Origin of the sequence: Wenzhouxiangella sp. 15190, from assembly GCF_003417465.1 — a bacterium.
GTDB lineage: Bacteria > Pseudomonadota > Gammaproteobacteria > Xanthomonadales > Wenzhouxiangellaceae > Wenzhouxiangella.
Genome location: NZ_QVMV01000012.1, coordinates 67,347 through 79,216, shown reverse-complemented (window position 1 = coordinate 79,216; position 11,870 = coordinate 67,347). Strand labels below are relative to the sequence as shown.

9 protein-coding genes are annotated in these 11,870 nt (G+C 60.8%); 3 read left to right on the top strand and 6 right to left on the bottom strand.

What is annotated here, in order from left to right; all coding sequences use genetic code 11:
- Window positions 1-18: 18 nt before the first annotated feature.
- A complete protein-coding gene (locus DZK26_RS03810; RefSeq protein ID WP_116898680.1) occupies window positions 19-2,319 on the bottom strand; it encodes a tetratricopeptide repeat protein in 2,301 nt (766 codons plus the stop codon).
- Window positions 2,320-2,505: 186 nt separating this feature from the next.
- Window positions 2,506-3,657 (bottom strand): threonine synthase, encoded by a 1,152-nt coding sequence (locus DZK26_RS03805; RefSeq protein ID WP_116898679.1) that lies wholly within the window; start codon window positions 3,655-3,657, stop codon window positions 2,506-2,508.
- A 180-nt stretch (window positions 3,658-3,837) separates the two neighbouring features.
- Between DZK26_RS03805 and DZK26_RS14255 the strand changes: the two genes are divergently transcribed.
- Window positions 3,838-4,794, top strand: coding sequence for a DUF2207 domain-containing protein (locus tag DZK26_RS14255; protein WP_181918430.1), 957 nt, complete (start codon window positions 3,838-3,840; stop codon window positions 4,792-4,794).
- 96 nt (window positions 4,795-4,890) lie between these two features.
- Window positions 4,891-5,883, top strand: a complete 993-nt coding sequence (locus tag DZK26_RS03795) for an OmpA family protein (RefSeq protein WP_116898678.1) — start codon at window positions 4,891-4,893, stop codon at window positions 5,881-5,883.
- Between the two features lie 46 nt (window positions 5,884-5,929).
- Here DZK26_RS03795 and ligD (DZK26_RS03790) read toward each other — a convergent pair whose 3' ends face one another.
- From ligD (DZK26_RS03790) to DZK26_RS03780, 3 genes are read right to left on the bottom strand one after another with little or no spacing between them, the layout of a single operon-like run.
- Window positions 5,930-6,844: a non-homologous end-joining DNA ligase gene (gene ligD, locus DZK26_RS03790; RefSeq protein ID WP_116898677.1), complete on the bottom strand. Its 915-nt coding sequence runs from the start codon at window positions 6,842-6,844 to the stop codon at window positions 5,930-5,932.
- Window positions 6,837-7,841, bottom strand: coding sequence for a non-homologous end-joining DNA ligase (ligD, locus tag DZK26_RS03785; protein WP_116898676.1), 1,005 nt, complete (start codon window positions 7,839-7,841; stop codon window positions 6,837-6,839). Before ligD (DZK26_RS03785) ends, ligD (DZK26_RS03790) begins: the two co-directional genes overlap by 8 nt.
- On the bottom strand, window positions 7,838-8,437 hold the full coding sequence (locus DZK26_RS03780) for a DNA polymerase ligase N-terminal domain-containing protein (RefSeq protein WP_116898675.1): 600 nt from the start codon (window positions 8,435-8,437) through the stop codon (window positions 7,838-7,840). The genes ligD (DZK26_RS03785) and DZK26_RS03780 overlap by 4 nt, the downstream gene beginning before the upstream one ends.
- 394 nt (window positions 8,438-8,831) lie before the next feature.
- Here DZK26_RS03780 and DZK26_RS03775 point away from each other — a divergent pair, with 394 nt between their 5' ends.
- Window positions 8,832-10,145 carry a hypothetical protein gene (locus tag DZK26_RS03775; RefSeq protein ID WP_147306685.1) on the top strand — a complete coding sequence of 438 codons (1,314 nt, stop codon included), beginning with the start codon at window positions 8,832-8,834 and terminating at the stop codon, window positions 10,143-10,145.
- A 50-nt stretch (window positions 10,146-10,195) separates the two neighbouring features.
- Here the strand turns inward: DZK26_RS03775 and DZK26_RS03770 are convergent, their stop codons facing one another.
- A complete protein-coding gene (locus DZK26_RS03770; RefSeq protein WP_116898673.1) occupies window positions 10,196-11,857 on the bottom strand; it encodes an acetolactate synthase large subunit in 1,662 nt (553 codons plus the stop codon).
- Between the last annotated feature and the right edge of the window lie 13 nt (window positions 11,858-11,870).

Sequence of the window (11,870 nt, the reverse complement as noted above, 5' to 3'; positions counted from 1 at the left end):
TTCCTCCGTTCGTTGAGGTTAACTGGAATCGTCCCGCATCAAGTCCTGGTAGGCCGGATGATCCGACAAGGGTTCCAGATTGGGATCGGCTTCCAGAAGATCGCGCGGGTACCCCAGATCGATCGCGCGTTGGAAATGTTCGATGGCTTCGGTTTTATTGCCCAGAAAGAACTCCGTCATACCGATGGAAAGTTCGGCATCGTAGTCAAGCTGCTCCAGTTCGGACAGATTTCGAAGTTCTTCCCGTGCTTCATCAATCCTTCCGATCCGGGCCAGATAGAGGGCAATCCGCGCAAGCGTTGAATGATCATTGGGATTGACTTCGAGCCGCTCACGGGCCAGTCGAATCGCCTCTTCGTAATGGGCCTTCGCTTCGGAACTTCGACCTTCCTGGATTGCAATGACATCCCCCAGAGACCCGTGATACAGGAAATTGGATGGGTTCATTGCGATGGCTTCCTCGAACATGGCCTCCGCTTCCGAGTAATTGCCCGCAAAGAAGTAGTTGACGCCAGCATTGGAGTAAGCCCTGTCGGTGGGACGCAATTCGATCGACTGTCGAATGGCGTCGGCACCCTTGAGATACTCGCCAAGATGCACCAGCGCTCCACCCAGATTGGAGTAGGGACGGGGGCTGGCGGGTTCAAGCTCGATGGCACGTGAGAACTGTTCGGCCGCCAGTTCGTACCGGCCGCTTTTGAAATACATGACTCCGAGGTCGTTGTAGTGCCGCCAGTAACCCGGGTCCAGCTCGATCGCCTTGCGGAGATCGCTTTCGGCTGCTTCCAGTTCGCCGCGCTCTTCGTAAACCTGGCCACGCACCGAGTAAGCCTCGGCGTTTCCGGGCTCGATCTCCAGTGCCCGCTCGAGCGCCGACCAGGCTTGATCGAGCTCTCCGATCCCCAGATACAGATTGGCCAGTGCCACATGCGTTTCCGCCAGTGAATCATGGCGATCGGCCTGGCGGCAGGTATCGATGGCCTCCTCGGCCATTTCGTTATCACGGGTAAGATCATATTGTTGCCACTGCGCAGTGCAAAGACCGGCCATGGCCAGGCCGTATTCGGGATCCTGCTCAAGCGCCTGTTCAAAATATCCGGCGGCTTCTTTCAGGTTCTCCAGCGTGCCTTCCTTGCGCAGGCTGGCGCGGCCTTTCATGTAAAACGTGTGGGCTTCGGCAATTTCGGTCGGTCGTTGCCGAAGTTGTTCCTGCTCATCCGGGCTGAGGTTGGCTTCGAGCGCCGACACGATCTGTTCGGCAATCGCGCTCTGAATCTCGAACAGGTCCGTAATCTCACCGCGTACAAAAGACTGCGCCCACAGGGTTTCGTGGCTACGGGTATCGACGTGTTGAACCGCTACCCGAATGCGATCACCAGAGCGACGCACGCTTCCTTCCAGGATGGAGCCGACCTTCAGTTCATCGGCAATTCGTTCCAGGTCGCTGCCGGCGAACTCCTGTACCGAGCGGCGCGATATGGTGCGGATACCACCGATTCGGGAAAGCTTGATGATGATGTCTTCATGAATCCCCTCGGCGAAGTAGGCGTCGTCTTGATCGGGACTGAGATTCTCGAAAGGAAGGACGGCAATGGAAAGCCGGTTGACGTCCGGCGGAGCCACCGGGTCGGGAATCAGTGAATAGACAACGAAACTGGCCGCGGCCAGCAATGCCAATGCCGCGATCACCATCGGCGCGGAACGAACGCCGGAGCCGGACCTGACCGTGCCGCCGGCGTTGAAAGCGTTGCTTTCACGCGTGGTTGAACCGGTGTCAGAACTGGCCGCCGCATCCAATCCACCGCTGGCAGCATCCTGCTGGCTGCCCGGCTCAAGCTTGTAAAGTTCTATGGGCAGGCTGATGCCCTTCAGTTCACGATGGCCCAGCCGGGTAGCCTGCAGGTCGGTGTGGTTTCGCGTCTGGTGCCAGACATCGGCGGTCAGGCAGATGCCGCCCGGCGGGGCCAGCGATTCGATCCGCGAGGCGATGTTGACTCCGGACCCGTAAATCTCCTCATCCTCAATGACCACATCACCGATATGAATGCCGATCCGGAGGGCAAAGTCCTTTTCCGCTTCCTGGATGGCGACGGCACAGCGGACCGCGTTGACGCCGCTGCCGAACATCAGCAGCTGACCATCGCCGATTTCCTTGAGTAGCCTGCCGCCGTACTGCCCGAGGAGGGACTGAACAAGACGCTGCTGGGATTGCAGAACTTGACGGGCGTGGGCTTCGTCGGCCTCCATCAGCGCAGTGAAGCCGACCAGGTCCGTGAACACGATCGCGGCAAGCTGGCGCGTTTCGCTGTCTTGAACCATACAGGACCCCTGCTGCTCTTTTTCAGGCTGCCTGGCTCGTCCGCAATGGCTGGACACTCAACCCGCCGGACGCCAAGCCCACCCAGTATCCCGAGGATAGAGGATACGTCGCATTCTTGCCAGCGAAGGCCTTGTCCAGTGGGCATGTGCCTGAAGGCTCTTCAGGCCTGATTTTCGAAAGCTGCGTCAGGCAAGGCCCTGAAGGGGGTATTTCAAACCGGTTGCGCAGTTGAACAGCACGCTATGTGCACCCTCGTCGAGCTGACCATCGGCGACGGCCTGCCGCCAGGCTGCATGGGTGGCCGCCCCCTCCGGACACATCAATAGGCCTTCTGTCCGGCAAAGTTCGCGCCAGGAGGCATTGATGGCGTCCTCGGAAACGGCGATGGCGCTGCCGCCGGACTCGCGTACCGCATCGAGAATGAGGAAATCGCCGAGGGCCTTCGGCACACGAATGCCCGCCGCGATGGTGTGTGCGTTCTCCCAGCGCTCGGCGAAACGCTCGCCGGCATCGAAGGCGCGCACGATGGGGGCACAGCCGGCCGCTTGAACGGCGAACATCTTCGGCAAGGGCCCTTCGATCCAGCCCAGTTGCCTCATCTCAGCGAAGGCCTTCCACATGCCGATCAGCCCTGTCCCGCCGCCGGTGGGGTAGAAGATCGCCTCGGGCAGGCGCCAGTCCATCTGTGATGCCAACTCCAGGCCCATGGTCTTTTTGCCTTCGAGCCGGTAGGGCTCCTTGAGCGTGGAGACGTCGAACCAGCCTTCCCGTTGGGCACGTTCGGCCAGCAGCTTGCCGCAATCGTCGATGTAGCCGTCGACCTCGACCACTTCGGCGCCGGCCAGCTGTGTCTCGTCGATGTTGATGCGGGGCGTATCAGCCGGACAGTAAACCAGGGCCTCGAGTCCGGCCCGCGTGGCATAGGCCGCCAGGGCCGCCCCGGCATTGCCATTGGACGGCATGGCGAGTTTCTCCAGGCCGAGTTCGCGTGCCATGGCCACGGCCAGAGCCAGACCGCGCGCCTTGAAAGATCCGGTCGGCAGCCGGCCTTCGTCCTTGACCACCACGCCTGGGTTAGCGGCCAGTTCAATCAGCGGGGTGTCGATCTCGCCGAGCCGCGGAACCCGGTCGAAATCCGAAACTGGCAGCAATTCGCGCCATTTCCAGAAACCACCGGGGCGTGCCGCGATCTCGTCGCGATCGAGCTGCGCGCGCATGCCCTCGAGGTGGTAGTCGACCAGCAGCGGCCTGCCGGCCTCCGACAAGCGATGGACCTCCCCGAATGGATAGCTTGTCCCGTCCAGGCTGCAGTGCAACCCACGAACCCGATTGGTCATCACTCAGTCATCCCGCGGTGTTGAATGGGCAGTGTAGCAAGCGACCGTCGGAAGAAGACTGCGGGACTTGCTTGACCGCTATCAAAGCGACTCCGACTCTCGGCCTTGCGAGTCAGGTGTCTGTGCTTGCCGGACACGCGTACGATCTGGCATGGTGCACGATGACAAAAGGGCTCACACATGAACGCAACCTGCTCCCTTCTACCGTGGATTTTGCGTGCCGCCTTCTTCGGATTGTCGCTGGTGGCCGCGAGCGGCCTTTCGGCACAAGAGCGGATCGAGAAATTCGGTATCCGCATGGCGCTCGATCCGGAAGGGTACCTGACGGTCGAGGAAGCGATCACGGTGGATGTGCGGGGCGAGGAAGTCGAACACTACCTCTACCGCTCGCTGACCGAAAGCCTGCAACTGCCCAATGATGGTAGCCACGAGGTCGCCTACGAAGCCAACGGGGTGCGGGTCGAGCGTCATCGCGACGACGGTTCCAGTGCGATCGTCTTCCAACGGGATGATGGTGAGGAATTAATCCAGCGCCAGTTCGTGATTCCCCGCATTCCGGCGGGCGACCCGAGAACCGACCTCGAACCCGGCCGATATACCTTCCATTTCGACTACCGCGTCACTGCACCCTTTCGCGAAACCGGTGACGAGGCCCGAATGTACTGGCCGGTTACCGGTCGAGGGGGTTGGCCCCTCGATATCGAAAGAGTCCGGGTTGAACTGAATGTACCCCGACCCCTTTCGGCAGATCAGGTCAATGTATCGACTTTTGACCGCTGGCCCGGCGAGGGCGAGGGGGTTATCGAGACCGATTCCACACAGGTACGTCGCAGTGATTCCGACACCATTGAGATCATCCACGATGAAGGCGTAGCCGCCGGTGGCGAGTTCGCCTTTTCCGCTCGCTGGCCCTCGGGCCTGATCGAGCCGTCCCGGATTCCGATCGATTTCGAACTCATCGGGATGCGGATATTCGGGATCGTCTTCATGCTGGCCTTCGGTGCAATCGTGTTCTACCTGGTGTTCTTCATCCTGCCGGCCGGGCGTGGCGGCGGCACCATCGGGACTGGTGGTGGTGGCGGCGGCGCCGGTGGTGGCGGCGGCGGTGGAGGTGGCGGTGGAGGCGGTGGCGGCTGAGGATGCCCTGATGCTTTGATACCCATGTGACGTACCCACGGGTCGACAATCCACAAGTGTTATTCTGAAGGGCATTATTTGATTGGAGATGCTCGCATGAAGACGCCTGAAACGAGAATCCTGCTCATTCCCCTTTCTTTTGTGTTTCTGATTGGCCTTACTCAAGGCGTGAACATAGCTCACGCCGACGACATCGAAGGCAGCGAGGATCATCCACTAATTTCTCGTTATGATGATTCGGTTATCACTTACTACGATGTAAAAGACTTCGGTGAATATAAATTACCCCTTGGCGAGCTTGACGATGACCGGGAGTTGTCGGACAGCAAAACAGTCACTGGCAAGGTAACGCGAATCCAGTACAAGGCACCTGAGGGGCGATCTACACTCGAAATATACCGCAACTATGAAACAGCCCTAAAGGATGCTGGCTTCGATATATTGTTCTCCGGCACTCAAGGAGAATTGGGCTGGTTCTGGACCATCAAGTTATACCAGCGCGATGTCAATCCGTTGGATATCGAACAAAACCCGGTCGTATCCCAGCAGGATTTTCGCTACCTGTCGGCAAAGCTGGATCGTCAGGATGAAGGTGCAGGCGTCGTCTATGTTTCTCTCTGTGTAAGTTTACGGGAAGGTTCAGACAGTTCCGGGATCCAGGTTGATGTTGTCGAGACTGGATCGATGGATACCGACAAAGTCGACGTCAGGACCGATGCCGATGTGCTGGCCGAGGAAATCAGTAGCAAGGGCGTCACTTCCATTCAGGATCTGTACTTCGACACAGGAAAGGCATCGATAAAATCCGAATCAAGGACTGCGCTCGAGGAAATCTCAAAGTTTCTCAAGGAAGAAAAGGGTTTCGACCTCTATGTGGTCGGACACACCGACAGCAGTGGAGACCTTGAGTACAACATGAGTCTCTCGAAGGATCGAGCCAAGGCAGTCGTCAATGCTTTGGTAACGGACTATGGCATTAGCCAGGAAAGGCTTCATCCGCATGGCGTCGGTCCTTTGGCGCCGACGGCCACGAATGCTACTGAAGAAGGGCGTGCGCAAAATCGGCGAGTGGAGCTGGTAAAGCCCTGATCGATTTAAACCGACAATCCGCCCCACCAATCCCAAGAGGGTCGGGCTACGTTTCGAACGCCGGAATAGCAGCAGTATCCGGCAGCCGGGACGCATGCTTCGCGATGTCACGCCAAGGGTCTTCAATCCGGGCCAGGCGGCGAAAGATATTGCCGATGTGATAACGGCGCGGGTCCAGGTGCCCGTCGAGCTCTTCCCAGCGAATCGGCGTGGCGAGCGGGGCGCCGGGTCGCGCCCGAACCGCATAGGGCGCCACGGCCGTCTGACCATAAGCATTGCGAAGGTCGTCGAGGAACACTCGCTTGCCTCGCTTGGCCTTGCGCTGCTCGGTGGTCATGAGCTCCGGATCTTCCGCGGCGACACGCTCGCACAAGGCATGGGTAAAGCCCCGGCCTGCTTCAAAGTCGGCGTGACGGTCCAGCGGAACCACGATGTGTAGCCCACGCGAGCCGGTCGTCTGCACGAAGGCATTCAGCTCCAGGCGGTCGAGCATCTTCTTCAGGTACATGGCGGTACGGCATACTTTCCTGAAGTCGTCGTCCGAGGGGTCCAGGTCAAAAATCATGCGGTCGGGATGATGCGGTCGGTCGATGCGCGACAGTGACAAGTGTGGCGTGATGCAGTCCTGCTGGGCCAGGTAGACCAGTGTGGCTTCGTTGTCGGCAACGACGTAGGTAACCTCGCCGTCTTTCTTCGGCAACGTTGCCCGGTTGATCCAGTCGGGGAAGTGATCACCGATCTTTTTCTGGAAGAAGCCTTCATCGCCGATCCCGTCGGGATAGCGGTGCATGCTAAGTGCGCGATTCTTGTAGTGTCGCAGCGCGGTTGGGGCGATGCGTGCGTAGTATTCGGCCAACTCGCACTTCGTGAGCCCGTCGTCCGGGAACAGCACCTTGTCCGGATGACTGATCGCGATCTCGCGGCCGCCGACCTCGATGACTCGTTCGCCATCCTCAGTCATCAGCTGTCTCGCGGGTAACCTCGCGCGGCTTCTTGTCCCGCCGCAACCCGAGGAAGCGTGGATGCCTGAGCTTCCCGTCTTCGGTCCATTCGGTGAAACTGAATTCACCGACAAAGTGTGGCCGTACCCAGGTGATGTTCTTTTCGGTGGGCCCGTCGGCGAACGGGCATTCGCCGATCGCGTACTTATCCAGCCGAGCGCGAAATTCCTCGAGGAAGCGATCATCGTAGCCGGTGCCGACCTTGCCTGCATAGCAAAGATCACCATTGTCGTAGTAGCCGACCAGCAGTGCGCCGAAGCCCTTGCGCTCACCTTTCGGCTCGGTAAAGCCGGCTATGACGAGTTCCTGGCCGCGATCGCATTTGAACTTGAGCCAGTCACGGGATCGGCCATGGCAATAGTGGGAGTCGGCGCGCTTGGCGATGATTCCCTCCCAACCCTTTTTACATGCCTCTTCAAAGAACGCCTTCCCATCCTCGTTGCGGTGCGGGGTAAAGTGCAGCGGCACCTTGAAATCGAACAACCGCCGAAGAATACGCTTGCGTGTTCTAAGCGGCAAGGCATCGAGATCATATCCGTCGACGTGCAGTGCGTCGAATATATAGAAATAGACTGCTACGCCGCTGGCGTGCGCCTCTTCCGACTCCGCGATCTTCATGCGCTGTTGCAGCCTCGAAAAGCTCGTTACACTCCCCTTGAATGCCACCACCTCACCATCGATTACGAAATCCGGAATCTGTTGCGCCATCAATGTGTCCCCAATCTCGGGGTAGGTCTCCAGTGCGTTCTTTCGATTTCGTGTCAGCAGCCGGAGCCGGTCTCCGTCGCGGAACGCAAGCAGGCGTTCGCCGTCGAGCTTGCGCTCGAAAATCCAGGCTGGATCGGAGAACCGGTCCTCTGTCAGCGTCGCGAGCATCGGCGACATCCAGTCGGGATGCGGTGATTGCTTCAGTGCCTCACGCTCCTCCGAGGACAGGTCATCGAGCCAGTCACTCATTCGTCGTTCCCGCCTTCGTCGCGCGCGATCTGCTTCATCGTGCGCCCGCTTTTGACGGATTTGGGCTCGGTCGACACCGGATTGCGGCGCGCATCGGCGTCCGCGTCGTCGATCTTGATGAGCAACCAATTGGCGTCGGCTCCGGAACCGGTGCGACGAAGCGCATAACCACCAGAGATCTTCTCGCCGTGCAACTCGACAAGCACGTGCCCGTTTTTCCAGGCCTGTTTCAGCGGCTGGCGTTCACCATCCTTCTCGGTGATGTTGCTGAATGTACCGCGATCCCAGATCATCACGGTCCCACCGCCGTACTCGCCTTGGGGGATGACACCTTCGAAGTCAGCGTAGGCCAGCGGGTGATCCTCGGTCGGAATCGCCAGGCGCTTGTCGCCCGGATCCGTCGACGGGCCCTTGGGTACGGCCCAGGATTTCAGCACGCCGTCGATCTCCAGCCGGAAATCGTAGTGCAGGCTGGATGCATCATGCTTCTGGATCACGAAGCGGGGTTGGTCGCCGGACCCGGATTTGCCGTTGCCACCACGCGGCTCGGAGGTCCGGTCGAAGTCGCGCTTCGATGCGTATTCCTTTGTGGACACGTTTGCACCCTCGTGCGGAGCGTCCCCTGCACGATAGCACAAGGCCGCTTGGGTGCTCGGCGTCTGCTCGGTCGTTCGCGTCGCTGTTCCAGCTGATAGTCGGCCACGATCCCTTCCTCGTCGAACCAGAACCGCAGCTCCTTGTGCAGCTTGCGCTTCGGCACGCTCACGTCGCCACTCTATTCTGACGTGCCACGGTTCGACCCCGAGCTAGGTGACCTTCACATTGCGCTAGATGACGGTTTCGTTTCCCGATAAAGACTCGTTCAGCTCCTGGTTGTTTGGCGGGCCGCCGATTCTGTTGATTTGCTAGAGTACTGACCGATTCCAATTGTGTGTCGGTTTTATGGCTGTGCTCCGGACAATCCTGAAGTGGGGTTTTGTTTTTATTGTATTGCTGCTGGTTCTGGTGATCGCCGCCTGGGCTGTTTCACGGCTGATGTATCCGACCGAGGCGCAGCGCGAGGCGATTGCCGAGATGGAACAACATCCCGACTTTTCCGGTGAGAACGCATTTGCGTTGTTATGGACGCTCGCGCGTGATGTGCCGGAAGATCGTCTCGATGAGGTGATGGCGGAGGATGTTCGTCGCTTCTCCGAGATACCGGCCAATCCAAATATGGATGAAGGCAAGACCTGGGGAATCGAGTCAGTCGCCGAGGATTACCCTGACCTGACGCCAACCCCCGAAGATCGGGAACGGTTTTGCAGGCCTCGGGGGGATGACTGCCTGGCGCGAGTACGCGAAGAACTCGAAGCGTATACCGCACTGGTCGAACGCAACCAGAAGCTCCTCGATCGAATCGAAGCACTTCGCGATTATGACTACGTACGATTCGAATTTCCGTACCGAGTGTACACGCCGCTCCCAAGCTATCAGAACGTATTCCTGCTTCGGACCCGACATGCAGTCGCGTTCGCACAGGGACGAAAGCGGGAAGCGGTGGCGGCCACATGCCGCGACATCAACACCTGGCGCCGGCTGGGTGCGCATTCGGACAACCTGATTACCCGCCTGATCAGCGTCGCGAATTCAACCGACAACCATGGTCATATGCTTGCGAAAATGCTGGGCGAACTGCCAGTCGACATGCCGCTTCCCGAGGCATGCGACGACGCCCTGGCGCCACCAAGCTTCGTCGACGTATCCATTTGCAACGCGATGTATGGTGAATTCAAAACGTCGGCCAACAGCATCAGAAATCTGCCGGAACCCATGGACCAGGGCGGCTTCCTGGATCGACTCTCCCGGCCGCTGTTGTTCGACGCCGAAGCGACGGTGGGCACGAGTGCGAAGCAGCTCCGGTCGTTCTGTGGCGAATCCGAACGCGACCGGCTACGCGCCGACCGGCGTGAAATACCCGAATCATCGTCTCAAGGCATGCTGCGCTTTGCCTGTGTAGCAAACTCCATCGGCTGCATGATGAACTCGATTGCTTTGCCCAGCTACACCGACTACCGCCACCGCCTTCAGGACCATGGCGCCAAACTGCGCGTACTCGGCAGCCTGGCCTGGATGCGTCGCCACGCCGACGACGGACGTTCGCCTTCCGAACTGCTTGCTGCCCGGCCCGACGACCTCAAGAGCCCGGCGCGCGATATCGGCTTTGGTCCGGAAGGACGGACGCTCCGTGTACCGCTGTACGACACGACGCGCGGCGAGTACTGGTCGATCCCGCTGCCGCCCGCGCTTCACGCTGAATCATGACACCCGTCGGAATCGTGGGGCCCGGTTCCTGAACTGACACTCCCCCCGCGCTACGGCGCCAGTTTACGCTTGAGTGCCCGGGCCATCGATTTCGGCATGTGCGGCAGAGAGCGCAACAGCCAGGGCAGGACACGGCGCTTGGTCCGGTTGAGCGACTCGGGAATCACCGCCTCGATCAGGTGCGGGCCCGGTTGCCCGAAGGCGTATTCCATCGCCTGACAGAAATCCTCGGCCGTGTCGGCACGCACCGCGTGCACGCCCATGCCTTGGGCCATGCGCGCGAAGTCGAGCTTCGGGCCGGTCAGGTCGAGCTGGGCACGCGCCTTCTCGCCGCCACGGTCGCGGGCGCCGACTCGCTCGAGTTCGACGTTGAGAATCGAATAGGCGGCGTTGGCCAAAACCACTACCGTGATATCGAGGTTCTCGCGGGCCATGGTCCACAGGGCCTGGTTGGTGTACATGGCCGAGCCGTCCCCGACCAGCGCCAGTACCGGCCGGTCCGGGCAGGCGATGGCCGCGCCGATCGCGTTGGGCAGGCTCTGGCCGATGGCCCCGCCGGTCAGCGTGAGCAAATCGTGGGCGGGGGCACCGGCGGTCATCACCGGCAGCATCAGCCCCGAGGTGTTGGCCTCGTCGACGATGATGGCACGCTCCGGCAACAGATGACCCACCGCCTTGCATACTTTCTCGGCACTCAGGCGCCCACGCGGGCGATCGGGCCGGCCGGCCTGTTGAAGCTCGGGTTCGGCCTGGTCGGCGCCGAGCGCGGTGGCCAGTCTTTCCAGGCTGGCCTTGCTGTCCTGCGCCGGGTCGCAGAGGGTATGAACCTTGCAGCTGTCCGGCACCAGTTCGCTGGGCTTGCCGGGATAGGCGAAGAAGGACACCGGTTCCTTGGCGTCGACGAGCACCAGGTGGTCGTACGCCGACAACTGCAGGGTGGCCAGTTCGGCCAGGTAGGCGATACGCTCGACCGGCGGGCGACCGGCGCCCCGCTCCAGCCGGGTCGGAAAGACCTCGGAGAAGATCTTCACGCCGCTGTGGGCGGCGATTCGGGCGGCTTCCCGCAGGGCGCCTTCCCGCAGGGCACGGCCACCGAGCAGCAACGCCGTTTTGCCGCCGCTTCGGATCGCCTCGGCAACGGCGTTGACCGCCTTCTCGTCGGCCGATTCGGGATCAGGCGCAGTCGGCGGCGATGCAGGCTGCCCGCCCTCGCCCCAGGACACATCGGCCGGCAGGATCAGGGTCGCGACCTGCCCCGGTGGGCCGACAGCCGCGGCGATGGCGTCGACCGCGTCTCGGCAAAGGTCTTCGGTCCGTCGCGAGCTGCGTACGAAGTTGGGTGAAACATTGCGCGCGACGGTCTCGATGTCGGACTGCAACTGGGCGTCCAGCGGCTGATGGTAGGTGGCGTGGTCGCCGACGATATTGACCACCGGAACCTTGCCCTTGCGCGCGTTGTGCAGGTTGGCCAGGCCGTTGCCCAACCCGCAGCCCAAGTGCAGCAGTGAGGCGGCCGGCTTGTCGGCCATGCGCGCGTAGCCGTCGGCGGCGCCCGTGGCAACGCCCTCGAACAGCGCCAGCACCGCGCGCATGCGCGGCTCGTCGTCGAGGGCGGCGACGAAATGCATCTCGCTGGTGCCGGGATTGGTGAAGCACACCTCGATGCCGGCATCGGCCAGGGTCTGCATCAGGGCTTGGGCGCCGTTGGGCATAGTCGATCTCCTT

What these genes read in the sequence shown, in the direction of transcription:
- DZK26_RS03770 (WP_116898673.1), bottom strand. Translation starts at nt 11,857, where the DNA reads ATGCCCAACGGCGCCCAAGCCCTGATGCAGACCCTGGCCGATGCCGGC.
- ligD (WP_116898677.1), bottom strand. Translation starts at nt 6,844, where the DNA reads ATGACTGAGGATGGCGAACGAGTCATCGAGGTCGGCGGCCGCGAGATC.
- DZK26_RS03810 (WP_116898680.1), bottom strand. Translation starts at nt 2,319, where the DNA reads ATGGTTCAAGACAGCGAAACGCGCCAGCTTGCCGCGATCGTGTTCACG.
- DZK26_RS03795 (WP_116898678.1), top strand. Translation starts at nt 4,891, where the DNA reads ATGAAGACGCCTGAAACGAGAATCCTGCTCATTCCCCTTTCTTTTGTG.
- ligD (WP_116898676.1), bottom strand. Translation starts at nt 7,841, where the DNA reads ATGAGTGACTGGCTCGATGACCTGTCCTCGGAGGAGCGTGAGGCACTG.
- DZK26_RS03805 (WP_116898679.1), bottom strand. Translation starts at nt 3,657, where the DNA reads ATGACCAATCGGGTTCGTGGGTTGCACTGCAGCCTGGACGGGACAAGC.
- DZK26_RS14255 (WP_181918430.1), top strand. Translation starts at nt 3,838, where the DNA reads ATGAACGCAACCTGCTCCCTTCTACCGTGGATTTTGCGTGCCGCCTTC.